Annotated in this window: 18 protein-coding genes; 9 read left to right on the top strand and 9 right to left on the bottom strand. The window is 67.8% G+C overall.

Annotated features, from left to right (window positions below; all coding sequences use genetic code 11):
- Positions 1-323 precede the first annotated feature (323 nt).
- Positions 324-1,133 (top strand): response regulator transcription factor, encoded by an 810-nt coding sequence (locus KF708C_RS13605; RefSeq protein WP_020202780.1) that lies wholly within the window; start codon positions 324-326, stop codon positions 1,131-1,133.
- An 83-nt stretch (positions 1,134-1,216) separates the two neighbouring features.
- A complete protein-coding gene (locus tag KF708C_RS13600) occupies positions 1,217-2,281 on the top strand; it encodes a porin (RefSeq protein ID WP_059412196.1) in 1,065 nt (354 codons plus the stop codon).
- 198 nt (positions 2,282-2,479) lie between these two features.
- Here KF708C_RS13600 and KF708C_RS13595 read toward each other — a convergent pair whose 3' ends face one another.
- Together KF708C_RS13595 and KF708C_RS13590 are read right to left on the bottom strand one after the other, a co-directional pair.
- The gene (locus tag KF708C_RS13595) at positions 2,480-3,151 is read right to left on the bottom strand and encodes an Hpt domain-containing protein (RefSeq protein WP_196812866.1); all 672 of its coding nucleotides are present in this window, start codon (positions 3,149-3,151) and stop codon (positions 2,480-2,482) included.
- A gap of 43 nt (positions 3,152-3,194) precedes the next feature.
- Positions 3,195-3,827, bottom strand: coding sequence for a response regulator transcription factor (locus KF708C_RS13590; protein WP_029043558.1), 633 nt, complete (start codon positions 3,825-3,827; stop codon positions 3,195-3,197).
- Positions 3,828-4,263: 436 nt separating this feature from the next.
- Between KF708C_RS13590 and KF708C_RS13585 the strand changes: the two genes are divergently transcribed.
- The 7 genes from KF708C_RS13585 to KF708C_RS13560 all read left to right on the top strand — a co-directional run bounded on the left by KF708C_RS13585 (position 4,264) and on the right by KF708C_RS13560 (position 12,967).
- The gene (locus KF708C_RS13585; protein ID WP_020202776.1) at positions 4,264-5,052 is read left to right on the top strand and encodes a hypothetical protein; all 789 of its coding nucleotides are present in this window, start codon (positions 4,264-4,266) and stop codon (positions 5,050-5,052) included.
- A gap of 579 nt (positions 5,053-5,631) precedes the next feature.
- The gene (locus KF708C_RS13580) at positions 5,632-6,180 is read left to right on the top strand and encodes a fimbrial protein (RefSeq protein WP_020202775.1); all 549 of its coding nucleotides are present in this window, start codon (positions 5,632-5,634) and stop codon (positions 6,178-6,180) included.
- A gap of 146 nt (positions 6,181-6,326) precedes the next feature.
- Positions 6,327-7,091 (top strand): fimbrial biogenesis chaperone, encoded by a 765-nt coding sequence (locus KF708C_RS13575; protein WP_231401598.1) that lies wholly within the window; start codon positions 6,327-6,329, stop codon positions 7,089-7,091.
- Between the two features lie 227 nt (positions 7,092-7,318).
- Complete coding sequence (locus KF708C_RS13570) at positions 7,319-9,937, top strand: fimbria/pilus outer membrane usher protein (RefSeq protein WP_059412193.1); 2,619 nt, start codon at positions 7,319-7,321, stop codon at positions 9,935-9,937.
- Positions 9,938-9,997: 60 nt separating this feature from the next.
- Complete coding sequence (locus tag KF708C_RS13565; RefSeq protein WP_020202772.1) at positions 9,998-10,978, top strand: fimbrial protein; 981 nt, start codon at positions 9,998-10,000, stop codon at positions 10,976-10,978.
- A 723-nt stretch (positions 10,979-11,701) separates the two neighbouring features.
- Positions 11,702-11,899, top strand: coding sequence for a hypothetical protein (locus KF708C_RS35635; protein WP_029043556.1), 198 nt, complete (start codon positions 11,702-11,704; stop codon positions 11,897-11,899).
- Positions 11,900-12,304: 405 nt separating this feature from the next.
- Positions 12,305-12,967: a response regulator gene (locus KF708C_RS13560; protein WP_020202770.1), complete on the top strand. Its 663-nt coding sequence runs from the start codon at positions 12,305-12,307 to the stop codon at positions 12,965-12,967.
- Positions 12,968-12,990: 23 nt separating this feature from the next.
- Here the strand turns inward: KF708C_RS13560 and KF708C_RS34165 are convergent, their stop codons facing one another.
- The 7 genes from KF708C_RS34165 to KF708C_RS13525 form a co-directional block, all read right to left on the bottom strand.
- The gene (locus tag KF708C_RS34165) at positions 12,991-14,187 is read right to left on the bottom strand and encodes a fimbrial protein (protein ID WP_197090355.1); all 1,197 of its coding nucleotides are present in this window, start codon (positions 14,185-14,187) and stop codon (positions 12,991-12,993) included.
- A 99-nt stretch (positions 14,188-14,286) separates the two neighbouring features.
- On the bottom strand, positions 14,287-17,265 hold the full coding sequence (locus tag KF708C_RS13550; RefSeq protein ID WP_059412184.1) for a two-partner secretion domain-containing protein: 2,979 nt from the start codon (positions 17,263-17,265) through the stop codon (positions 14,287-14,289).
- Positions 17,266-17,348: 83 nt separating this feature from the next.
- On the bottom strand, positions 17,349-19,037 hold the full coding sequence (locus KF708C_RS13545) for a ShlB/FhaC/HecB family hemolysin secretion/activation protein (RefSeq protein WP_059412182.1): 1,689 nt from the start codon (positions 19,035-19,037) through the stop codon (positions 17,349-17,351).
- 63 nt (positions 19,038-19,100) lie between these two features.
- A complete protein-coding gene (locus tag KF708C_RS13540) occupies positions 19,101-19,853 on the bottom strand; it encodes a fimbria/pilus periplasmic chaperone (RefSeq protein WP_059412181.1) in 753 nt (250 codons plus the stop codon).
- A gap of 24 nt (positions 19,854-19,877) precedes the next feature.
- Positions 19,878-22,664, bottom strand: coding sequence for a fimbria/pilus outer membrane usher protein (locus tag KF708C_RS13535; RefSeq protein ID WP_231586472.1), 2,787 nt, complete (start codon positions 22,662-22,664; stop codon positions 19,878-19,880).
- Positions 22,665-22,839: 175 nt separating this feature from the next.
- Positions 22,840-23,601: a fimbrial biogenesis chaperone gene (locus tag KF708C_RS13530; RefSeq protein WP_059412298.1), complete on the bottom strand. Its 762-nt coding sequence runs from the start codon at positions 23,599-23,601 to the stop codon at positions 22,840-22,842.
- Between the two features lie 31 nt (positions 23,602-23,632).
- Entirely contained in the window at positions 23,633-24,202 is a 570-nt protein-coding gene (locus KF708C_RS13525; RefSeq protein WP_059412176.1) for a fimbrial protein, read from the bottom strand.
- Positions 24,203-24,519 lie beyond the last annotated feature (317 nt).

Genomic DNA, 24,519 nt, shown 5'->3' with positions numbered 1-24,519 from the left:
CCCGCGTGGCCGCCCGCTCCGTGCGCCGGGAGCCGCATGGCCGATGGCTTTGCATGATAGCGCCTCCGCCGCGCCGATGGCCGGGCTTCCCGGCACGGTACGAAGCCGCGCCGGCGCGCCGCGCGGACGCCGTTTGCGGCGGCGGCGGCGCCCGCGATCTGATCTTGCGCAAGGCGCGGGGAGAAAACCGAAGTATTCCGACTTGTTTGCGGAAATTTCCGGGCTCGGTACGAAGGCATTGACGCTACCTTGTACCTCGGCCGCCGGGCGTCATCGCGCATGCGACGCCGCGCGCGGGCCGACAGACTCAGAGGTTGTCTTATATGAAAGTCGCACTACTGGATGCCAACCCGGCAAGCTCGCAGCCGGTCGCCGAGCTGGTGACGGGCGCCGGATTTCCCTGCCACTGCTATGAAGAACGGGCCGCGCTGATCCGCGACCTGCGCGACCACGTCTTCGACATGATCCTGGTCGCCGGCGAGCTGCCGGACGGCAACGGCACCGAGGTCGTCAGGATGATCCGCTGCACCTTCGCCTTCCAGACGCCGGTGATCGTGGTCTCGCCCGGCGCCAGCCACCACGAGATCATGGAAACGTTCGCGGCGGGCGCCGACGACTACTGCTGCGCGTTGCGCCCGGCCGAACTGCTGGCCCGCATGGTGTCGCACTACCGCCGCCACCACAGCGCGCAGCCCTCCCGCCAGCGCCTGATCCACCTCGGCGACTACGTGCTGAACATCGACCGGTACAGCGCCACGCTGCGCGGCAAGGACATCCGCCTGACGCCCAAGGAATTCGGCCTGGCGTGGCTGCTGTTCTCCTCGCCTTCGCAGGTGCTGCCGCGCAACCACATCGAGACGATGGTGTGGGGCCACGTGCTGCCCGCCATGTCGCGCGCGCTGGCGGCGCTGATCGCGCGCCTGCGCCGGGTGCTGGAACTGCGTTCCGCCAACGGCATCACCATCGCGTCGATCCACGCCCTGGGCTATCGCCTCGACGTCCAGGAGGCGGCTCCGGCCGGATGGCATCCGGCCGGGCGCGGCGCGCCCGGCGACGTGCCGGCGCGCATGCCGCCGCCGACGCCGGCGCCCGGGGAATACGCGCTGCCCGCCGGGCTCGGCGCGCCCGGGTAGCTGGCGCAGCGGCGCCGACAACCGGCGCGGGCGCGCGCCGGACAGAGTTTCTTAACCAAGGGAATCAGCGAGGAAATCAGGAAATGAAGAAGACAATCGTTGCGGCGGCGGCCGCGGTCCTGGCAAGCGGCGCGTGGGCGCAGAGCGCCGTCACGCTGTACGGGGTGGCCGATGCCGGCCTGGAGTTCGTCAACCGGCAGAACGGCAACGGCGACAAGGTCTACCGCCTGCAGTCCGGCAGCGCGCTGACCGGCTCGCGCTGGGGCCTGCGCGGCGCGGAAGACCTGGGCAGCGGGCTGAAGGGCATCTTCGTGCTGGAAAGCGGCTTCGACCTCGACGACGGCAGGGCCGGCGACCGCCTGTTCGGCCGGCAGGCCTACGTCGGGCTGGAGACCCCGCAGGGCACCGTCACGCTGGGCCGCCAGCAGACACCGATGTACGACTTCGCGCTGCAGTACGACCCGATGGCCGCCGTCAGCAGCTATTCCATCTACGGCATGGACAGCGACTTCGGCGCGCGCGCCGACAACGCCATCAAGTACCGCGGCCAGTCCGGCGGACTGACCGTGTCGGGCCTCTACAGCTTCGGCTACGACGGCCAGGGCGGCACGAATGGCGAAGTCCCCGGCCACTGGAAGGTGGGCCGCGAGTATGCCTTCGGCCTGAACTATGCCGTGGGCCCGCTGGCCGCGGGCGCGGTCTTCGACCAGAAGAACGGCGACACCATCGCCTCGCGCAACCGCCACGACCAGCGCGCCACCATCGCCGCCAGCTATGCCTTCGGCCCGGCCAAGGTCTTCGCCGGCTACCGCTGGCAGCACCTCGGCTTCACCTCGGCGCTGGGCAACGGCACGGCTCACCTGGGCTGGGCCGGGGCCAGCTACCGGCTCACGCCCGCGGTTTCGTTCAGCGGCGCGGTGTACTACCAGGACAACCGCGGCACCAGCGCGGACCCGTGGCTGCTCTCCGCCGGGGGCAACTACGCCTTGTCCAAGCGCACCGACCTGTACCTGAACATGGCCTACGCGCTGAACAAGACCGACCGCTCGCGCGGTTTCATGTCGGACACCAGCGTCAACGGCAACGGCCAGGTCTCGCCGGGCGACAACCAGTTCGGCGCCAGCTTCGGCATGCGGCACCGCTTCTGACGGCACGGCCCCGGCCTGACGGATTGGCCGGGTTGCCGCGGACGCCCCGGTGCGATGCCACGGCATGCACCGGGGCGTGCGGCTTTCGGCGGTCCGGCGGCGGTATCGGCGCCGGCACGCGCAATGCGCGCAACATGCGCCAGCCATCACAGCGGCGGCGCGCGGCATGTGCGCCTTGTCGCACCGCCCCCCCGCCCGCTATCGCTCCGCCAGGCAGTCGTTCATGTGCTCGATGGCCGGCTCGAAGAGCGCCAGCAGGGCCAGCACGCCGTCGGCGTCGCGCCGGCGCGCGGCCGCTTCCAGGCGCGCGCAGAGCGACACCACCGCGCGGGACTCGAGGATGCGCGCCGAGCCCTTGAAGCGATGCGCCAGCGAGGCGGCCTCGTCCCAGCGGGACGCGACGCAGGCATCGCGCAGCAGCACGAGGTCGTCGCGATTGGTGTCGACCAGGCTTCTCACCAGCTCCGCGATCATGTCGGGGTCGCCATCGGACAGCGTCTCGATGGCCGGCCAGAATGCGGCCTCCTCCTCGGCGCTGATCGGCATGAGCCGATGCCGCACCAGTTGCCGCACGAGTTCGTGCTCGCGCACGGGTTCCGCCAGCGTGCCGCCGAAGCGCGGGTCGGCCGGCCCCGCCGACACCGCCAGCCACAGGGTCGGCCCGGCGCCGTCCGGGTCCGGCGCCACGCCGGCCGGCAGCGCGCCGTCGGCGGGCAGCCGCACCACCACCAGCCGCCAACCCTCGCCCAGCGGGCCGGGCGAGGACAGCGCATGCGCGGTCGCCTGGAAACCCAGGCCCTCCATCAGGGTGGCGAGGCCGCTGTCTTCCGCCCAGTCCGTCGTGTCGCCGATTAGCAATGCGCGATGCATGATCCGTAGTCCTTGAAGCTGCGTCGATGAAATTCCGGCACCGTCACGGCACCACATGACAGCGCCGTGCGAAGTCTACCAACTCCACCAGCGTCGCGACACGCAGCTTGGCCATGATGTGGATCTTGTGGCTGCTCACGGTCTTGTTGCTGATGAACTGCAGCTTGCCGATGGCGGCATTCGACAGCCCCCGCGCCAGCAGTTGCAGGATGACGATCTCCTTGTCGGTCAGCTGCTTGAGCCGGTCGTTGTCGTCGCGCAGGTCGGGCGGCACGGCCTCGGCGTCGCCCACTTCCGGCGGGAACAGCGTGTAGCCGGCCATCACGGCATCGACGCAACGCATGATCTCGTCCACGTCCTGCAGCTTGCTGACGAACCCCTTGGCGCCGAGCTGCATGGCGCGCGGCGCGAACGTCAGCGAATCCTGGCCGGACAGCACCAGGATGCGCACGTGCGGATGCATCGCCCGCAGGCGCGGGATGACCTCCAGGCCGTTCACCTTGGGAATATCGAGGTCGAGAATCACCAGGTCGGCCGGGTACTCCTTCGCGATGTCCAGCGCGGACTGACCATTGTTGGCCTCCAGCACCCGGCTCACGCCCAGCACCTGCGAAAGCCGCGTGCGAATGACCATGCGCATCGCTGGATGATCGTCAACTATCAACACCGTTGTCATTGCGCAGTCTCCGTTCAGAAAAATTTGCGCTATCTGCCGCGGAAGCACGCGGAATGCGTGATCCTTGTCTTCCGATTCTGCGATAAAGCGCCTGAGGCAAGTATGGGAAACCCCTGCTTTCGCTGCGGAAAGATCGCCATATGGCATGCGGCATGTCGCGTCCGCACGGACGGCGCAGCGCTGCGCCGCAGCGGCGGGCGGAAAGCGCCGCATGCCGGCACGGCACCTTCGCCCTGGCCCCGCAGAATCCTCCCGCCTCTGTTCGGGAAATGTCCGAGCCCGGCTGCAAGGCCGCTGCGACATACTTCATCCCTCGACTTTTCACGGCCGCGGGGCGGCCCCATCGCGGCGGTCCCGCCGGACGCCAGACGGCCACCAGGGACGCGCGCACGCGCGGCATGCCCCGGGCCTTTCGAAACGACCGCCAAGGAGCCAGATGAAGAAAAGCAAATCTGCAGGGCCGGGAAACCACGGCGACCCGCTGCGCGCGACCCGCGGCAGCATCTCCGACCTGCGCATGGTGGTGACGCTGCGCCCCGACCAGGAAATGACCATCGACAGCCTGGCCGACGCCCTGCGCCACAACGGCGAGTGGCTGGCGCGCGCCAGCATCTGCCTGGCCGCGTTGCGCGAGGCGGGCGCCGTGCCCGTGCGCGCGGTGATCTCGGACGTAAGAAAAGGGGCCGTCGCGCTCGATTTCTACGTCAACGACGACATCGCCCACTGCGCGCGCCTGACGCGCTCGGTCCACGCCGTGCTGGCCAGGGAATTCAACCGCGTGCTGCCACCATCACTGCTGATCGCGGTGCGGCCCCTGCTGGACGCCGCGCCGGAGCGGCGCCGCGCGCGCAGCCGGCCGGACGAGCTCGCCGCCTCCGCAGTCATGCTGGCCGAATCCGCCTCGGAGGCGAACCGGCGCATGTCGGCCATCTGCGCCTACCTGGCCGCCTTCCACGAGGCCAGGCAGGTCGGCGAGATTGCGTGTCCCGAGCAGCAGAACCTGCTGGCCGACCACCACGAAGCGGTGGACTGGCGCCTGCGCCTGCACCAGTCGGAGCAGGCGCGCTCGCTGGCCGAGTCGCTGGCCTTCCTCCAGCGCACCTACAACGAGGCCGCCTTCGACCTCGACACGCCGTTCCGCGAATACCAGGCCCTGCTGCAGCGGGAAGTGATGCTGGCCTTCCGCGAGGACCTCGCCTCGTTCTCCGCCGGGCAGCGCGCGTAGCGGCGGCGCGGTTGCCGGGTGGCGCCTTTGCATGAGGGCGCCGGCATACGCAGCGCCGGCATTTGTTTCGTTATCGGCACGAATATGAAATCATTGAGTTAGGAATTTCCCTCAATGACTAGGATAAATCCTATATTTCTAGTGCTTCCCGCAGCGCAATATTTTATTCATACGCATTGCGCATGCGACTTGCCAAATTTCTGCAATGGCCAGCTGAAATCGCTCTCCCCTTTTCCCCCGCCAGCATCCGCCCATCCCGGGCGGATTTTTTTGAGATTTCCGTCCTTCCCATGACCGCATGGATGGCCTCCTATCCTGTCTCCTGGCGCCGTACGCGCTTTCTCTTGGTTCCGACTTCCGCCGAAATCACCGCCCCGAAGGCAACGATCTGTCCCAACACAAACCCATCCCATATTTAGTACTTGTACTACGTTTAAAGTCCAAATCTCGTTCTGGTCAGATAGTTCGGAACATTGACTTATCCGAAAATTCATTCAGAGCACCGCAGCAGTACTACCTCTGTATCAAGCGGGGCTTTAACGGGTAGTTCCGGATCTTCCACTTTTCCCATTTCTTGTCGTGAAAAATACCCTTCTTGCTTCTGCCATCGCCGCCGCAGCAGCAGCGGCTGCATTCGCCCCGGTCGCCAACGCCTACGACGGCACGATCGAAATCACCGGCAACATCGTCGCCACCACGTGCCAGATCAATGGCAGCAACGGCCCCACCGACGTGACGGTGCCGCTGCCCCCGGTATCGGCCAACGCGCTGTCGACCCAGGGCGCCACCGCCGGCCGCACGCCGTTCTCGATCACGCTCTCCGGCTGCCAGGGGGGTTCGGCCACCAAGGTTTCCACCAGCTTCGAAGCCGGCCCGACGGTCAACAGCACCGGCCGCCTGACCGTGGACGCAGGCGGCGCCAGCGGCGTCGAAATCCGCCTGCTGAATGCCACCCAGGGCGTGATCAACGCGGGCACCGCGCTGACCGGCCAGAACTCGCCGGCCGTGAACATCGTTGGCAATGGCGCCACGCTGAACTACTTCGCCGAATACTTCGCGACCGGCACCGGCACCGTCACGTCCGGCGCCGCGAACTCGCGTGTCCGGTACTCGCTGGTCTACGAGTGATCGACAGCCGGCCGGCGTTGCGCGGAAGACGGTCCGGCGCCTGACCCCGCCGCCGCAAGGCGAGGCCTTTCAAGCCGTCTCGGCAATGCCGAGACGGCTTCTGAGGAAACGTGTTGCCCAAGTAAGCAAATCAATCGGTAGCAAAGATGAAACCCTCCATTTTTCTCGGGCCTCTCATGGCGGCGGCCTTCACCGTGGCGGGCGGGCTGGCCACCCCGGCGCAGGCGAGCGTGGTCATCACCGGCACCCGCGTCATCTTTCCGGCGCAGGAGCGCGAGGTCACGGTCAGGCTCACCAACGACGGCAAAATCCCGGCGCTGGTGCAGAGCTGGATCGACACGGGCGACGCCGACGCCTCGCCCGACCAGATCGACGTGCCGTTCGTGCTGACGCCGGCGATGTTCCGGCTCGAGCCCGGCAAGGGCCAGACGCTGCGCGTGATCTACAGCAAGGAGCCGCTGCCGCAGGACAAGGAATCGCTGTTCTGGCTCAACGTGCTCGAAGTGCCGCCAAAGCCGGAGCTCGGTGAAAACACCAACCGCCTGCAACTGGCCTTCCGCACGCGCATCAAGATGATGTTCCGCCCGGCCGCGCTGGCCGGCAGCGCCGACGACGCGCCGGCGAAGGTCACATGGGAGCTCGTGCGCGGCGAAGGCGGCAAGGGATATGCGCTGAAGGCGACCAACCCGAGCCCGTATGTGGTGAACCTCGGCAGCATCTCGCTCCTGGCCGACGGCCGGGACCTCAACGCCGGCAAGGGCTACGTCCTGCCCGGCGGCTCGCGGACGTTCGCGGTCGAAGGCCTTGCGGCGCCGCCGGCCTCGGCCGTGTCCGTCAACTACAGCGCCATCAACGACTGGGGCGGCGCCGTGCAGGGCAAGCAGCCGTCCGCGGTCAGGCTGGCGCAGTAGGCGCGGGCGGGCGGGGCTGGCAACCATGCCAGTCCCGCCGGGACCGCGCGGACCGTTCCCGCTTTCCAGACAGATCCAGTCCATATCCGCCGCGTGCAGCCAGGGCTTTCGTGAACAGCCCGCACCGGCAGGCGGCGGCCAGGTCCCGGAGGACCCTGGCAAGCCCCGCTCGGCCGTGCATCCGGTCATGCCGGATGCCAACGGCTTTTATCAAGGAGCAAGTAGTCATGACCCCCGCCCGCGATGGCGCCTTTCATTTCCGCCTCAAGCCATTGTGCGCGCTGGTGCTGTCGAGCCTGGCCGCATGGCAGTCCGAGGCACTGGCCGAGGCGGGCGCGCCCGCGGCGAGGCAGGTCGCGCAGGTCGAGTTCGACAGCGGGTTCCTGGTGAAAGGCAACGCCCGGCACGTGGATCTGTCGCGCTTCGAGCACGGCAACGTCGTGCTGCCCGGCGTCTACAGCCTCGACATCTACGTCAACGGCAGCCGCGTGAGCCGCGCCGACGTGCCGTTCAGGCTCCTCGGCGACGGCGACCGCGACGCGCAGGCCTGCTTCGACGGCAAGCTGCTGCAAGGCATCGGCATCGATTTCCGCAAGCTGTCCCCCGAAACGGCGTCGAGGCTCGCGATCGCGGGCGCGTGCCTGCCGCTTGCCGAGGTGGTGCCCGACGCCAGCGTGAGCCTGGACTTCGGCGACCAGCGCCTGGACATCGGCGTGCCGCAGGTTTCGCTGAGCCGCAGCGCGCGCGGCTATGTGAGCCCCGACCTGCTCGACTCCGGCGTGACGACCGGCATGCTCGGCTACAACCTCAACGTCTACAGTTTCAAGAGCCGCGGCGCCAGCATGCACACGCAGGGCTACCTCGGCCTGAACGCGGGCTTCAACGCGGGCAACTGGCATTTCCGCCACAACGGCTCCTACAACTGGGACGCGAACGGGCGCAGCGTCTACCAGAACGTCGCCACCTATGCCCAGCGCGACCTGACGAAGCTGGCTTCGCAACTGACCATCGGCGAGGCCTACACCAGCGGCGAACTGTTCGACTCGACCGCTTTCCGCGGCGTGCGCATCGCCACCGACGACCGCATGCTGCCCGATTCGCTGCGCGGCTACGCGCCGACGGTGCGCGGCGTCGCCAACAGCAATGCCCGGGTGACGATCCGCCAGAACGGCATGACGATCTACGAGACCACGGTCGCGCCCGGCGCGTTCGAGATCGACGATCTCTACGCCACCGGCTACGGCGGCGACCTGAACGTCGCCATCACCGAGGCGGATGGCTCGGTGCGCTCGTTCTCGGTGCCGTATGCCGCCGTGCCGCTGTCGCTGCGGCCCGGCGTCAACCGCTACAGTGTCGTGGCCGGCACGGTGCGCGACCCGTTGAGCTCGCGCAACCCGCTGTTCGCCCAGGCCACCTGGCAGCGCGGCATCAGCAACCTGCTGACCGGCTACGGCGGCGTGACGCTGGCGCAGGGCTACGGCTCGGCGATGCTGGGCGGGGCCTTCAACACGCCGTTCGGCGCGCTCGGCGCGGACGTGACGCAGGCGCTCACCTCGCTGCCCGGCCAGGGCCGCTTCAGCGGCACGAGCACGCGCATCAGCTATTCCAAGCTGGTGCCAAAGACCCGCACCGACGTGGCGATCGCCGCCTACCGCTACTCCACGGGCGGCTACTTCGGCCTCAACGAGGCCATGCTCGCGCGCACGCGCGCGGAGAACGGCCAGAGCATCGACAGCGTCTGGCGCCAGCGCAACCGCGCTTCGGTCACGCTCGGCCAGCAGCTCGGCGAGCGCGGCGGGCGGCTCAACCTGACCGCGTCGACCGCCAACTACTGGAACCGCAGCGGCTCGGACATCAATTATTCGGTCGGCTACGCCAACACCTACAGGAACATCGCCTTCGGCGTGTCGGCCATGCGCCAGCGCAGCGTGGACGGCCGCATGAGCACGATGTACTACGCCAACATCACGATCCCGCTGGGCAAGCAGCGCCCGCTGACCGTGACGGGCAGCGTCTCGCACGACAGCCGCGGCAGCACGCAGGCACAGACCTCCGTGTCGGGCTCGGCCGGCGCCGACAGCAACTTCTCGTATGGCCTGAGCGTGAACCACAGCTCGGGCGCCGGGCAATCCAGCACCGACGGCAGCGCCAACGTGCTGTACCGCAGCGCGTATGCGGATTTCAGCGGCAGCATGGGCGCCGGCGCCGATCGCCAGCAGGCCTCGCTCGGCGTGCGCGGCGCGGCGGTCCTGCACCGCGGCGGCATCACGCTGTCGCAGCCGCTGTCCGACACCTTCGCGATCGTCGAGGCGCCCGCCGCCGAGGGCGCGCGCGTGGCCAACGCGCCCGGCGTGCGCATCGACAGCCGCGGCTACGCGGTGGTGCCGTACCTGACGCCGTACAGCATGAACACGGTGGCGCTCGACCCGAAGGGACTGTCCACCGACGTGGAGCTGCGCGAGACCAGCCAGCAGGTCGCGCCGCGCGCCGGCGCGGTGCCGATGCTCAGGTTCGAGACCATTTCGGGGCGCTCGGCGCTGATCCGGGCGCTGCGCGACGGCAATGCACCGCTGCCGTTCGGGGCGTCGGTGCGCGACGAGACCGGCCAGGAAGTCGGCGTGGTCGGCCAGGCCGGCAAGATCTTCGCGCGCGGGCTCCGGGACAAGGGCGTGCTGAAGGTCTCGTGGGGCAGCGGCGATGCGTCGGCCTGCCGCATCGACTACACGCTGCCGGAGCGCAAGAAGACGGACAAGGGCAGCAGCTATCAGCAGATCAAGGCCGGCTGCGCGTCCATCGCCACGGCGGCGGCCACCGTGACCACCGGCGCGCCGGTGGTACGCCGATGAGCGCGCCGTGCGCGGCGCGTGCCTCCTGACTGGCCATATCGAAACCTGGGCAAGGACATCATGAAAAGACTCTTCTTCTGGCTGGCGTTGCTGAGTTCCGCGCTGACGACGGTCGATGCGATGGCCGACTGCAATGTGATTCCGTCAACGGATCACAAGCCGTTCCGCTACAGGCTGAGCAACTTCAACCCGCCGGCCTTCAATCCGAACGTGGCGGACGGCACCCTGCTCTACTCGGGGACGCACGACTTCATCCCGGAAAACAGCGGACCGACCGGTTGGACCTGCGATCTCCGACTGGTCAATTACGGCGGCCGGGGAAGCCTGGGACCCCACGACACCTTGTCCACACCGCTCAAGGGTATCGGCTTGCGGATGCGCTATGCCTTCGACCCCAGATGGTGGCCGTACTCTGAATCAAGCGCGGCCGTCGGCCTCAGTGAAGGCTACACCGTGCAGTTGGTCGTCGAGCTCGTCAAGGTCGGCCCGATCACCGCGGGTGGCACGCTGAACGGCGTGGTTGCGGCAAAATGGATTCATGACGGCACGGTGAAGGCAGCCGAATACCTGATCGACAATGCCCCCATCAGGCCGCTCGTGCCCACCTGCTCACTGCAAAACAACCATATCCCGGTGTCGCTGGACAAGGTCGACATCAGTCGTTTCAAGGGCATCGGTTCGGCTTCGGACGACCAGCCATTCCACGTCAGGCTATCCTGCGCCGGCGGCAGTGCCGGGACCGAGACCAACATCCATGCGACGCTGACCGACGCGAACGATCTGGCCAACCGCGGAGATACGCTCAAGCTGTCGCCGGGATCGACGGCGAAAGGCGTGGGCATCCAGATACGCAAGGACGGCACCGTGCTCAAGTACGGCGCCGATTCCCGCGACCCGGCCAATCCGAACCAGTGGCCCGCCGGCCTGGCGGCGAACGGCCCGTTCGACATTGCCCTGACCGCACGCTACATACAGACCGAGGCCGAGGTCGGGGCGGGCACGGCAAACGGCCGGGCAACGATCACCATGAGCTATCAATGATGGTCATGCGGCACGGGCATTTGCCGCCGTATTGAAAGACGAATCCGATTGCTCCGGCCGCCCGGCCGGACGGACATGGCGCCCCGGGACCACGTTCCCGGCCCCACGGATTCGGCATCGCCCCGGCATCTTTTTCCTCCGGTGCCCGCCCCCTCGCACGGCGGACCTCTTCTCCCCCGGCTCCCCGACTTGCGCCGGCGCACGTTTGCCGGTCCCGGTCAACCAGCCGGCCCCATCATCGAACTTGTCCGAAATCGGTTCTTGCGCAAAGCGCGCATAGCCATCGATTTCATACTCACCCTATATGGACGCCATAAATATCGTTCATGTCAGATAGAAAGGGAAACGTCATTGACCGAAACTCTGTGCTTGAGCCTGCCCTTGGCAACACGGCAGCCCTCCCCGTCGACAGGCGCTCTGGCCCGCTTCCGGACAGGCCTGGAACGCATGTCGCCGCCGTTGCCCGCGCGCGTTTGCGCCGGCATCGCCCGCGCAGGCAGCGCGCGCGGCCGGACCACTCATACCAAGAACGATCGATGAACCCTATGAAGCCACCACCCCTGACCGGCCTGCCCGCGCCGCCATTGCCGGCGCAGGGCCCATCCACGGAAACCGCGCCCTCGCCATGCGCCGCCGCCATGCCGGGCTGGACATCCATTCCATCTCACCACTGAGACACCGGCAATGCGTGAAGACTCCAGCTTTCCGCCGGAAGGACCTGCCGTGAAAACGCAACAACCCTTGACTGTGTATCGCGTGCTGCTCGAATTCTCCGACCTGAGCAAGGTGAATCAGCAGGTCTTCATCGAACTGATGAACGACTTCCTGATGATCTCGCCGCAGCGGCGCCGCGAATTCATCGAGCAATGGCGCGTGGCGCTGGACCGCCACGCCACAGCCGACACCGAACACAGCAATTGAATTGAGGATGGCGTCTCCCGCTGCGGCGGCGAGCCGCGCCATCCGGGACGCAAAGCAGCAGCCGGCCGGCAGCCAGGCTGCGCAGCACAGCCTGGCCAGCAAGAGAGCAACAAGAACATTCCTAAGCCAGCCGCCGCCAGAGCCGCGTCTCGCCCATCGATGAAACAATTTCTTGGACTCTTCCTTGATTGTTTCTCCTTTTAACCTTCGCACGGGGATGACCGCCGCCCCCGGAGGGAGCTTGCCAACGGTTTAGGGGAAATTCCCGTTAAACTCGTACAGTCATTTAGGATTTGTCAGACGGCTGCTCCCTCGGTCATCATGCGTCCGCCCTCGCGCCCGAAGTCAAACCCGCCATCATTGCCACGTTCCGCGCCGTGGCAGCCGGGGTCAAGGAGTGAAAACATGCAAGAATTTTCCATCAGAGTGATCGTCGCGGACGACCATCCGGCGGTGGCCCTGGGAATCAGTTATGAACTGCAGAAGATCGATGCCGCCAAGCTGGTGGCAACCGTGAGCAACTCGACCGAACTGATCGCCACGCTGGACGCGCATCCGTGCGACGTGCTCGTGACCGACTACGTCATGCCCGGCGGCAAGTACGGCGACGGCCTCGCGCTGGTGTCTTTCCTGCGGCGCCGCTACCCGGCGCTGCGGCTGGTGATCTTCACCATGATCGACAACCCCGGCGTCATCCGGGCCATCCTGCAGCAGGGCGTGAACTGCATCCTGAGCAAGTCCGACGCCATGTCCCACCTGCTCGCCGCGGTCCATGCGGCCCATGTGGAAGGCAAGTATTTCTCGCCCTCCATCAAGGAAATGCTGGAGGACGACCAGCCGGCCACGCAGTCGCGCCCGCTGACCCCGCGCGAAGCCGAGGTCGTGCGCCGCTTCGGCTCGGGGCAGACCATCAACGAGATCGCCGCCCAGTTGCATCGCAGCAAGCAGACGGTCAGCTCGCAGAAATCCAGCGCCATGCGCAAGCTCGGCATCAAGCGCGACGCCGACCTGATCCGCTACGCCACCGACGGCAACCTCGCCGCGTCGGAGAACTCGCTGGCGGGATAAGCGGCCGCGCCGCAACACCGCCCTCATGGGAAGGTAAACGTGAATTCCGCCGAGCCGCCGGCATACCCGGCCTTCATCTCGGCAACCGTGCCGGTGCGAAGGTATTGCGCCTGCAGTTGGATCGTCGCCGTATCGCCCGAGCGCGTCATCACGTACTTCGTGGCCACGTTCGGATTGTCGAAGGCGATGCGCGCACCGCTCGACCTGTTCGTCATGATGATGCCGAAGCCCTCGGCCAGGCTCTGCCCGCCGGGCGCGTAGAGTTGCAGGATGGTCTTGTCGGTGGTCGGCTTGTTGGACTTGTCGCGGAAGCTGATCGTGGGCTTGGCGTTTGCCGTGCAATTGTTCAGCGTGATGGCGAACGGCACCGGCGTCGAGGTGCTGTTGGCGTTCGGGAAATCCCTCACCGAAAAGGTACCCAGGTTGACCGGAATGATCTGGTTGGCCACCACGTCGCACTTGTTCGGAATCGGCGGCGGCGGGCCGCCGCCGAGGTTGACGATGCCCGTGCTGTCGTAGACACGCTCCAGACTGCAGGTGCCCGAAGTCGCCTGGCTGAGGTCGACGATGGTGCCAAGCGCCGGCGCCGCCGCGGTCAGGAAATCCCGGGCATAAAGCTTCACCTCCCGGTTATCCGCGATCCTGGTCACCTGGAGCGCACCCGGCGGCAGCAGATTCGCGGGCTTGGTCAGCACCAGGTATTGCCTGTAGCCGGAGAGACGCCCGGAGCTTCCAGAGCCCACCGCGTCATTTATCATCAACGCAAGTTTGTCGGCGGCCAACGCCGTCGGATACGAACTGAAGGGCAGCGGTGTCTCGCCAGCCCCCGATACCGTCATCCATTTGAGACCGATGCCGTCGATATTGGTCGGCGCAATGCTGTCCGATCCGATCGGTCCCACCGACCAGTGCCCGGCAATGACGAGCGTGTGGGGTACGGTAGCCGGCTTGTAGGCAAATTCGGTATGCAAGCTGAAGTTCCGCGCCATCAGGGGGGTGCCGACCGGCGTGCTGCTGGTCAGCGGATTGACGATCGTCCATGGCTGCACCATGTCGTCGGAGAGCCGCGTAAGGCAACCGGTTGTCACGGCGTCCACCCATGCCGCCCGCACGTCCGCGCTGGCCACGCCCAATGCAACCCCGAGTGCCAGCAGCGGCACGGCAGCGAGCCAGCGCGGTGACGGGGCGCGCCCGGCGCCCGGCAATTCGTTCCTGTTCATGCCATTCTCCATGGCCTCCTTACTGCGAGGCAATTTCAGGGGCCGGCGCGCCCGTCCGGCCTGCACCAGGCGGACAGGCGGCCGGCCAGCCTCGGCGCCTTACTCGATGGTGCCGAAGTTGCGGCCCGCCAGCGGCACCAGCGCGGCGTCACCGGAGACGGCGTTGTAGCTCATCCGGCCATAGTTCACGCCGACCAGCCCACCGCCGTTCTGGCCGTAGTAGGCCGTGGCGTTGACCTTGCCGCTCGCCTGCGAATACTCGACCACGCCGTTGTTCACGCCGACCAGCCCGCCCAGCGATGCATAACTGCCGCCCTTGACCGAGCCCGAGGCCGAGGCGCCGAGGATGCGGCCGTTGTTCTGGCCGACCAGGCCGCCTACCATGCTGTAGTTTTGGCCTGTGACGCTGCCGCTGGCCACGCCGGAAATCGCCATGGCGGTCGGGTCGAGGCTCGTGTTGTTGGTGCCGACCAGCCCGCCGACGTAGCTGTTGCTGCCGCTAGAGACATTGCCGCGGGCTTCCACCCCCTGCAAGTCGCCGGCGTTGTAGCCGACCAGGCCACCGACGTGGCTGTTGCTGCCGGACCAGACATTGCCAGTCGCCAGCGCGCCGACGATGGCACCACCATTGCTGCTGCCAACCAGCCCGCCCACGCGGGCGCCGCTGCCGCCGTAGACCTCGCCGGCGGCCTCGGCATTCAGGATGGTGCCGCCGTCATGCGTGCCAACCAGCCCGCCCACGCTGACGCCGCTGCGGTTCTCGACGACGCCGCTGGCCCGGACATCGGTCAGGTTGCCCGCCTGATTCCAGCCCACCAGGCCACCCACCGTGGCCGCGCCGGAACCGGTCACCCTGCCGCTGGCGTAGGAGCCGGTAATCGAGCCGCCCTCATTGCGGCCGACCAGGCCACCGAGATAACCGCCGGTGGCGTTGACGGAGCCAGTGGCGAAGAAGCTGCTCGCGACGGTGCCGCCACGGTTGTAGCCGACCAGCCCGCCGTAATTGGCTCCGCCCGCGTAGTTGGTGATAGTGCCCAGGCTCGAGGAGTCGGCGATGAAACCAGCGGCACTGCCGCCCGTGCCGTCGCCGTTGTTGATCCCGACCAGTCCGCCCACGCTGCCGGACAGGTTGTGCGACATGCGGTTCATCAGGCTGACGTTGGTCTGGCTGTTGATCACGCGGCCGAAGTTCTCGCCGACCAGACCGCCGACGGCCTGGCTGTAGTCGTTGCCCGACACGGTGCCTGCCACCCTGGCGGTGTCGATGGTGCCGAAATTCATCCCGACCAGGCCGCCCGTCGTGGCGCCGCTGCTGCCGTAGACGTTGCCGTCCACCTTCACGCCGGTGACGTTGACGTTGTTGATCTGGCCGAAGTTCGCGCCCGCCAGCCCGCCCACCAGCGCAATCCCGCCCGCGGGCCAGCCGGAGGGGCCGACGGCCGTAAGCGAAGCCAGGTTCAGGTTGCTGATGCGGCCGGACGAGATGCCGAACAGGCCGACATACGGCCCCGTGCCGCTCACCCTGATGTCGCTCAGCGTATGGCCCAGGCCCTCGAAGATGCCGGAGAAGACCTGGCTGGAACCGATCGGCGTCATGTAGGCACCGCGAAAATCGGTGCCGACCACGTAATAGCCGCCCAGGTTGTTGTTGACGTTCTGCAACTGGGAGAAATTCTGGATCACGTCATAGAAGTAGCCGTTCGACTTGAACGAGGCACCGGTGCCGGACAGCGTCACCACGGCGCCGTTGTTCAGCTTCAGGGCATTGCCCGCGCCATAGTTGATCTCCATGCCGGAGCCCGCGCCGCTGGCCGTCAGCGCGACGCCGTTGATGTTGACGTCGCCGGCCGCGGTCAGCGCCAGCTTGTTGCCGCTGCTCCAGGCCACGGGCGCGTTGACCGAGAGATTGCCAGTGTTGCTGACCAGCTCGACATTGGTGGTGCCCAGGCTGCGTGCCAGCGTGTCGGCCGTTACGGTGCTGCCGCCTGCGCTGCCCGTCTGCCTGACGCTGGCCTCGGCCGTGCCGATGCGCCAGGTGCCGGTCTGGCCATAGCTGGCCTGGGTGCTGACCTGCGTACCCACCAGCACCTGCACGTCGGCGCCCTTGGTCTCGACGACGCCGCCGTTGCCCGGGCCGGACAGCGCGCTGGCGTTGAGGCTGCCGGCCACGCGCACGGTGCCGGCGTCGCCGCCGTCCAGCGTGATCCTGCCGGCGTAGCCGGCCAGGGTCTTGGCCTCGACGACGCCCGTGTTGTTGACCACCGCCTGCTGCAGGCTGCCGGCCGCCTGCGCCGTCATCAGCACCTGCCCGCCATTGGCGCGCAGCACGCCGCCGTTCTGCGCCACCGCGCTCAGCGCGGCGCCGTTGACCTGCAGGTTGAGCAGGCCGCTGCCATCGAAGCTGACGGTGAAGTCGTTGCCGGCGCCCAGCGCCACGCGGCCCAGCAGGGCCTGGATCGTGCCGGTGTTGTTGACGTTCGTGCCCAGCAGCGCCACGCTGCCGCCCGGCGCGGCATTGATCGTGCCGTAGTTCCATACCTGCGCGCCGGTGCTGCCCGCGAAGCGGTAATTGCCGTTGAGGAAGTCGGCGTCGCTGATGCCTTGCGCCGAGGCCACCAGCCCGCCGACGTTGACCTGGGCGGTCCGGCCGAACAGCATGCCGTTGGGATTGACCAGGAACACGCGGCCATTGGCATCCAGCGCGCCATCGATGTTGCTGGTAGCCGCCGTGACCACGCGGTTCAACACCACCGAGGTATTGGCGGGCTGGTTGAAGGCGACGCGTTCGGCCGCGCCGATGTTGAATTCGTTCCAGTTGACGATCAGCTTGTCGGACTGCTGATTGACCGTCATGTTCCTGCCGCCGTTGTATACCTGCACGTCGCCGCTGCCGGACACGATCGACTGCCCGGTCGGCAACGCATGCGCCGTGGCCAGCGCGCCCAGCCCCAGCACGGCGGCGGCTGCCGCGATGACCCGCTTCGCGCTGCCCGGCTTGCCGTGGCGGCGCGTTCCTTCGCTGGCGACATTCCAGCAACCCTGAGATTGGTTCCAGACCAATGCGTAGTTCTTGTTCATGACTTCTTCCTTGTTTGTCAGACACTGCCATCTGCCCGGCAGCATGGGTACGACATCGATGCCGCGCGGCGGACATCCGCCGCTCAAAAGTACTGCGCGCCCTGCACCCAGATCCGCGGGCTGCGCACCGGCCCGCCGCTTTCGTCGCGCTGGCCCACCGGCCACGCGAGCGCCACGCTGACCTGATGCCCGTCGCCGGTCCAGCCGGCACCGACTCCAGCGGCGGTCAGCCGGCGCTGGTTGTTCCCGGTGGACCAGGGATGGCGGTTGATGTCGACCTCGCTGCGGTCGACGAAGGCGCTGAACTGCCAGCCGGCAAAGGGCATGTAGCGCAGCTCCAGGCTGGCCTGCCAGCCCTGGTCGCCGGTGCCGGCGCCGAGCGCGTAGCCGCGCACGCCGTAGGGCCCGCCCATGCCGAATTTCTCGGAGCCGTCGAGATTGCCCGAGGCCCATTGCGCATTGAACTGGCCATAAAGCTGGAAGCGCTGGCTCAGCCGCTGCAGCCGCGCGGCGTTCAGGCTCAGCTTGCTGAAGCGGCCGGCGGCGTGGGCGGTGAAGCCGTCCACGTAACTCGTGTAGGGATCGTCCAGGCGCAGCCGCCCGCGGCTGACGCTCACCGACACCATGCTCTGCCCGCCGCCGAACAACCCGTCCTGGTTGTTGGCGTTCACGCCCAGCGTCCATGATTCGACGCGCTTGGGATTGGTCACCTCGAACAGGTCCATGTCGTCGCGCAGCCGCTTGTCGTCGTATTGCAGTTGCGCGTTCACGTTGAACGCGCGGCCGCGCAGCAGCGGCTGGGTGATGAAGGCGCTGCGGATGCCGGCCTTGCCGTGCGCATCCAGCACCGCGAAATCCCGCGCCAGGTGGTAGCGCATCTCGGAGTACGCCACGCCCGCGCGCGTGAGCCACGGGCCGAACGGCACCTGGTAGCCGGCGCGGTAGTAGCGCTGCCGCTTGTCGCTGCCCAGCACGCGCAGGCTCAACTGGTCGCCGAGCCGCAGCGGGCTGTTGAGATAGAGGCTGCCGCCCAGGCGGTATTCGCCGGTGTAGTAGCCGCCGTAGTTGTCCGCCTCCACGCTGCCGCTGACCAGCGGCAGCGGTGCCGCGTCGACCACGAGGTCGGTGGCGCCGCGCTCGGCGCCGGGGCGCAGCGTGCCGCGCACCTGCACGCCAGGCAGGTCGTTGAGCAGCAGCAGGCGGCTTTCCAGCGCGGCGGCCTGCACGGCGTCGCCGCCCCTGAGCGCCGCGAGCGGCTGGCGCAGCACGCCGTCGAGCACGCGCGACTGGTTCTGCAATTCGACCTGCCCGTAGCGGCCCTCCATCACTTCGATCAGGACCACGCCGTCCTCGATGTCCTGGCGCGGCAGGAACGCGCGCGCCAGCACGTAGCCGTGTTCGTGGTAGTACGCGGTGATGCGGTCGGCCGCGGCGCGCAGGCCGGCAAGGTCCTGCTCACTGCCGTGCAGGTCGCGCAGCAGCGCCAGTAGTTGCGCCGACGCGAACGCCTGGTTGCCGGTGATGCGAAAGCCCTGCACCGTCATGCGCAGGCCCGGCTCGGCGGGCGCGGCCGGGCGCGCCGGCGCCTGGGGCATATCCAGTTCCAGGTCCGATGGCGCCGGCAGGCCGGGGCGCACCGTTTCCAGGTCGCGCATGGTCTGCCCGGCGTTGGGAATATTGGGTGCGTTTGGAACACCGGGCGCCTGCGCCCACGCGGCCACCGGCAGCGCCAGCGCCGCGCCGAATGCGCACAGGCCCGGGATACCAATCATTTGTCTTGCTTTCACATTGACCATCGTCGATTCACCTGCGCCGCGCGGACCATCCGGGCGGACCTACGGCCTGGCGCTCGCGCTCCCGCCGACCAATTCCCCACCGTCCTTCGCCACCTCGTAGCGCACCTGCGCTTCGCCGCTCCCCTTCAGGCCGGGCAGCGCGATGCGCGTGACGCCGAGCGGCGCCAGCGTCTGGCCGTCCAGTTCCACCGCGGCAGCGCCGCGCGTGACCGTCATCTGCGCGAGCGAGACGTAATACGGCGTGGGGTTGTCCGCCTCCAGTACCGCGTCGCCGGGCGCGGGCGCGCCGCCGAGGCGCCACGTCACGCGCGAGACCGCTTCGTCGGCGCTGCCGGGCAGGCCGGCGGGCCGGTACAGCAGCTTCATGCGCGAACGGTATGACAGCCGCAGCAGGTTGCGGCTGTCCTCGGGCAGCGTCGGCACTTCGAGGAAGTTGAGCCAGAACACCGATTCGCGGTCCCCCGGCAGCGGCTCGCCGGTATGCCTGAGGCGCAGCACGGACTTGTGCTCGGGGTCCAGCCGGAACATCGGCGGCGCCAGCACGAACGGCACGCTGAGCCTGGCGGGATCGGCATCGGGATCGCCGCGGTCCAGCCAGGCCTGCACCAGGATCGGGCTGCGGCCCTTGTTGCCCACCTGCACGGTCAACTCCTTCGCGCCGGCGGGATAGATGAAGCGCGTGCCCACCACCGACAGCGCCGCCGCGGCCCAGCCCGGCGCCAGCAGCGACAGCGCCACCAGCACCGCCAGCACGTGCCGCCGCCGTATGCCTGTCTTCGTTCCTGTGTTCATCGCGCCTCCGGGTCCGTTGTCTGCCTACTGCCGTGCCGCGACCTTGCCGCCCTCGGCGCCGCCGGCCGGAATCGGCCTGCACTCGAGGTCCAGCGTTGCGTAGCTCTTGCCGCCGCCGGTTTCGCGCGCCGGCAGCGTGTAGTCGATGGCGCAGCGCTGGTCCGGCTTGCTGCCCCATTCGACGCGGATCGTGCCGTGGTCCTTCTCGCTGCGGATCACCAGGCGGCTGCCCTGGCCGACCGCGCCCACGGATGCGTTGGTCTCGGTGTCGATCACGCTGGCGGCGAACGGCAGCGGCTCGCCGCTGGGCGTGCGGCTGTCGATCAGCACGGCGCGCGCGCGGCGCGTCTCGTAGGAAAGCATCACCACCGCGCCGGCGCGCGGCGCCACGCTGCGCGAGGTGGTCTTCAGTTCCACGTCGTCGGCCATGCCCTTCGGATCGAGGTCGACGCTGTTGAGCTGATAGGGCGTGAGGCTCGGCACGATCGCGTAGCCGCGCCCGTCGATGGTGGCGCCGCCGGAATTGACCGTCGCGCCGGTGGCATCGGGCGCCTTCACCACGCCGATGGTCTCGCCCAGCGTCTGGGCCGCCGAAAGGCCGCCCGGGTGCAGGACCAGCGCGCCCATGGCATTGGCCGACGCCTGGCGGTAGCCTTGCCCCTGCGCGATGCTCGCGCCCACCGTGGCACGCGAGGCGCGGTAGCTGATGCTGGCGTTGCCCGAGGTCGCGTTGCGGTTGTTGTCGTAGGTGCCGGACACCGAATACGACGCCGTGCCGCGCTCGTTGAGCGCGCCCGACACGCCGGTGGACACCTGGGCGCCGCGGTCGCTGTCGTGCGTGAAGAAGGTGTTCATGAGCGGCGTGGTGCGGGAGCCGCCGCGGCCGAGCGGAATCGAGAGATTCACACTGACCAGCGTGCTCTTGGGCGTGACGCTGGGACTCATGAAGCTGCCGCCGCCGGTGTAGGGCACGCTGGTGCCGGCCGACACGTTCTGCACGCGCTGCACGGACACCGAGTAGGTGATGCCGCGCCACTGGTTGCTGTAGCCGAGCGTGAAGCTCAGCGCCTGTCCGCGCTGGTTCCAGTACTGCAGCGAGGAGCCGTTGAGATAGACACTGCCGCCGCTGGTGCCGAGCTGCTGGCTGACGTTGGCGTCCATGCGCGCGCGCATGCGCGCGAACGAGTCGGTCGGCACGCCGCGCTCGGTCAGGTCGTGCAGGCTCAGCGCGTCGCGCAGGCCGAGATAACCGCCGGTGGAGTAGCGGTAGGCCGCCAGCGAGAAATTGGTGCCGCTGTTGGCGATGTTCTTGCTGTACGACAGCCGGAAGCTGGCGCCGCGCTTGCTTTCTCCGTTCGCCAGCCCGGTCCTGGCATAGGTCACGTCGGCGCCGAAGCCGCCCAGCGGCGTGTTGAACGCCGCGCCCACCAGCCCGGACATGTAGTTGGTGGCGAAAGCCATGCCGCCGTAGCCGGTCACCATGTTGTTGATGCCGTGCTGCACCGTACCCTGCACGATGTACTTGCCGCTGCCTTGCAGCGAGAGATCGCTGGCGCGGCCGGCGGTCACGCTGTAGCGCGTGGAGCCGGGGCGCAGCAGTTGCACGGTGGTGGCGAACGGCACCACGAACGTGCGCTCCTGCCCGTTGGCCTCGGTCACGGTGACGTTGAGGTCGCCGCCATAGCTGGCCACCTGCAGGTCGTCGATCTCGAACGGGCCGGGCGCCACGGTAGTCTCGTAGACCAGGTAGCCGCGCTGGTAGACCGAAACCTTGGCGTTGGAAGCCGCGGTGCCGCGCACCACCGGCGCGTAATAGCGCTGCGCCTCGGGCAGCATGCGGTCGTCGCTGAACAGCGACGCGCCGCGGAACGACACCGAATCGAACAGCTCGCCGCTGGTCGCGCTCTCACCCACGAGCAGTTGCGAGCGCAGTGCGGTCACGTCGGTCTGGCCGTAGATGAAACCGCGCTGGTAGTGCGTGCCGGTCTGCGGCGACCACGTCACGGCGCCGTTGTGACGCACCCGCACCGGTCCCAGGTTCATGCCCAGGTTCACGCCCGCGTAGCCGTTGGTGGTGTTGTGCCCCTGGCTCTCGGTGGTGAAGACGTTGGTGTTGTAGTTCAGCAGCAGCGCGGGCACGCCGCTGTCCCACTGCTGCGGGTCGACGTAGTTGGTGAGCCCGGTCAGCCGCAGGAAGTATTGCGGCACGGTCAGGTAGGCGCGCTGCTCGGCCTGGTCGTAGCTCAATTCGGCGCCGGGGATGTAGCGCGAGATCTCGTCGCAGACCGCTCCTTCGGGCACCGGGTCCGGCACGTGCTGCGGATCCTGGCCGCGCGCCGCCTTGGCGAGGTCCACGCCGGCACGCGTCAGCAATTCGCGGCTGTAGCACGGCTGCGCGCTTTCCTTGCCGGGCACCTGTCTGAACTCGATGTCCTCGGTGCCGCGCCATTGGCCGTTGACCAGCAGCTCCGTGCGGTAGCGGCCGGGCGCCACGATGTCGGGCCGCTCGAAGCGGCTGGTGTCGATGGCGAAACCGTCGCCGCCCTGCACCAGCATGTAGGAATCGAACAGCACCGGCCTGGCGGCAAGCTGAAGCGCCGCGGTATCGGCCGTATCGGTGACGGCGGCGGCATCGCCGTCGCCGCGGTCCTGGCCGCGCTCCGCGCGCTCCTCGCGCGCCAGCCGCTCGCCCACCTGCGCGGCGGTGTCCACGGGCTGGCGCGGACCCGCGCCCTGGCCCACCATCGTGGCCGCGGCCCATGCGGTCGGCGACATCGCGATCGCCGCCGCGGCGCTGACCAGGCGTGGCACGAAACGCTCGAGCCGAGACGGCGGCGGAGCGGCCACCGCGCGGGGCCGCTGGGGCCGGCGAGGAAGGACGATGTAGGCAGGACGGGGAGAATACATGGCCGACGGGACTTTCCTGGATTCGAATTGGGAGTCCGCCATGTTGCGCAAGCGGCGGAAGGAGCGGGGCGCGATAGCTTCAGTTCGCCAGGGTCCGCTCTTCTATCGAGCGGCCGCCATAGTCGTTGATGACCTCGAAGCGGACCGACGCCTTGGCATGATTGCCAGGCTTGGTATCGGGCAGGGCAATGGTCTGCGTGGCAAGCGGCGCGACCATGCCGCCGGGCACCAGCACGGACTTGCCGTCCAGCGTAGCTTCGACGAACCCGAACGAAACGTAATACGGCGTGGGATTGCTCGCTTGCACCGCAAGCTGCTTGCCGGACTTGCCGTCGGTCCGGTCCACGCTGGCCAGCTTCCAGGTGAGCCTGGCGGCGGCGGCGTCCACGTCCTTGAGCTGGACCGGCCGGAAGAACACCTTGATGCGGCTGCGGAAAGCGAACTGCAGCACGTTCTCCGCGCCCTCCTGTTTCGAAGGCACTTCCAGCACGTTGAGCCAGAACAGCGACTCGCGGTCCGCGGGCAGCGCCTCGCCCGTGTAGGAAATGCGCAAGACCATGCCCTTGCTCGGCTCCACGCGGGAAACCGACGGCGCGAGCACGAACGGCACCCGCACCTGCTCGGGCGGAATGTCCGCGTGGCCGTCGTCGACCCAGCTTTGCACCAGCACGGGCGCGGCGCTGGGATTGTTGATGCGCAGCGTGACTTCGCGGGAGTCCGCGGGGAACACTACGCGGGTCCCCTGGATGACAATGGCCGCCTGCGCCGGCGCGGCGAGGGCGGAGAGCGCCATGACGCCGGCTGCGGCGAGGCGGAAAGACAGGTGTGCGACCGACGTCATGGCGTTCACGGGATCAGGATCCTGACCCGGCTCAGTTGTAGACCATCGTGTAGCGGATGAACGTGTTGGCGGCGCCCGGCGTGATGGAGCCAGCCGTCTGCACGTACACGGCGCTGTAGGTCAGCGTGGCGGTGTTGCCCGAGATCGTGGCCGTCTGCGGCGTGGTCTGCGCCACGTTCAGCGGGATCTTGCCGGACGCGCCGTTGCCGGCGTCGCTGACCTCGACCTGCACGCCCTTGGCCGCGCCGGTGCCCACCAGGATCAGGTTGCCTGTGTTGGGATCGATGTTGGACGAACCCGTATCGAAGGAGACCAGTGCCTTGCGGCCGTCGATGCAGTTCGTGCCGCCGCCCAGCGCCAGGCTGAACGGCACGGCGGTGCTGCGCGCATTCAGCCCGGTAAACACGTTCGGATTGATCGTACCCAGATCGACCAGGGTGTGATTGCCACCGCCCGGCTGATGGCCGTTGATGGTGCAGCTCACGTCCGTGATGCTGCCGGTGAAGTCGATCTGGCCGTCGAACGCCTGCGACAGCGACGGCGTCAGGGCGGCCAGGGCCACGCAGGTGGTGGCGAGGGATGCAACGATTGTGCGCTTCATGTGATTACCTTTTCAGGTTGAGGTGAGTGGAGCTATGACCGTCTTCGCCGCATCGCTCTCATGACCGCGCGGTGGCAACCGAACCGCTTCGCCGGCCATGGAAAATGGCCATGCCCGGTCTGGCATCTCGGCATTCGACGCTTCATTTCCGGGGAGATCCGCGGTGGCAACCACATCACTCTCCGGTAATGAAAATGTACTGTCCGGCGCGCATGAAGATTCCACGAAGCATCTCTTTGATATCGAGAAACGTCATTTTTTGATTGGTACTAATTCCAATGAATGCATAGGACGCGTACGACATAACGTGTCGATTC

It is taken from the genome of Cupriavidus basilensis (genome assembly GCF_000876015.1).
In the GTDB taxonomy this organism is placed as follows: domain Bacteria; phylum Pseudomonadota; class Gammaproteobacteria; order Burkholderiales; family Burkholderiaceae; genus Cupriavidus; species Cupriavidus basilensis_B.
Note: the sequence above shows the minus strand (reverse complement) of the source record. Positions and strands in the feature narration are given on the sequence as shown.

Excerpts from the sequence above, each read along its gene's own strand:
- KF708C_RS13605 (WP_020202780.1), top strand. The coding sequence starts at position 324 with ATGAAAGTCGCACTACTGGATGCCAACCCGGCAAGCTCGCAGCCGGTC.
- KF708C_RS13600 (WP_059412196.1), top strand. The coding sequence starts at position 1,217 with ATGAAGAAGACAATCGTTGCGGCGGCGGCCGCGGTCCTGGCAAGCGGC.
- KF708C_RS13595 (WP_196812866.1), bottom strand. The coding sequence starts at position 3,151 with ATGCATCGCGCATTGCTAATCGGCGACACGACGGACTGGGCGGAAGAC.
- KF708C_RS13590 (WP_029043558.1), bottom strand. The coding sequence starts at position 3,827 with ATGACAACGGTGTTGATAGTTGACGATCATCCAGCGATGCGCATGGTC.
- KF708C_RS13585 (WP_020202776.1), top strand. The coding sequence starts at position 4,264 with ATGAAGAAAAGCAAATCTGCAGGGCCGGGAAACCACGGCGACCCGCTG.
- KF708C_RS13575 (WP_231401598.1), top strand. The coding sequence starts at position 6,327 with ATGAAACCCTCCATTTTTCTCGGGCCTCTCATGGCGGCGGCCTTCACC.
- KF708C_RS13570 (WP_059412193.1), top strand. The coding sequence starts at position 7,319 with ATGACCCCCGCCCGCGATGGCGCCTTTCATTTCCGCCTCAAGCCATTG.
- KF708C_RS13565 (WP_020202772.1), top strand. The coding sequence starts at position 9,998 with ATGAAAAGACTCTTCTTCTGGCTGGCGTTGCTGAGTTCCGCGCTGACG.
- KF708C_RS13560 (WP_020202770.1), top strand. The coding sequence starts at position 12,305 with ATGCAAGAATTTTCCATCAGAGTGATCGTCGCGGACGACCATCCGGCG.
- KF708C_RS34165 (WP_197090355.1), bottom strand. The coding sequence starts at position 14,187 with ATGAACAGGAACGAATTGCCGGGCGCCGGGCGCGCCCCGTCACCGCGC.
- KF708C_RS13550 (WP_059412184.1), bottom strand. The coding sequence starts at position 17,265 with ATGAACAAGAACTACGCATTGGTCTGGAACCAATCTCAGGGTTGCTGG.
- KF708C_RS13545 (WP_059412182.1), bottom strand. The coding sequence starts at position 19,037 with ATGATTGGTATCCCGGGCCTGTGCGCATTCGGCGCGGCGCTGGCGCTG.
- KF708C_RS13540 (WP_059412181.1), bottom strand. The coding sequence starts at position 19,853 with ATGAACACAGGAACGAAGACAGGCATACGGCGGCGGCACGTGCTGGCG.
- KF708C_RS13530 (WP_059412298.1), bottom strand. The coding sequence starts at position 23,601 with ATGACGTCGGTCGCACACCTGTCTTTCCGCCTCGCCGCAGCCGGCGTC.
- KF708C_RS13525 (WP_059412176.1), bottom strand. The coding sequence starts at position 24,202 with ATGAAGCGCACAATCGTTGCATCCCTCGCCACCACCTGCGTGGCCCTG.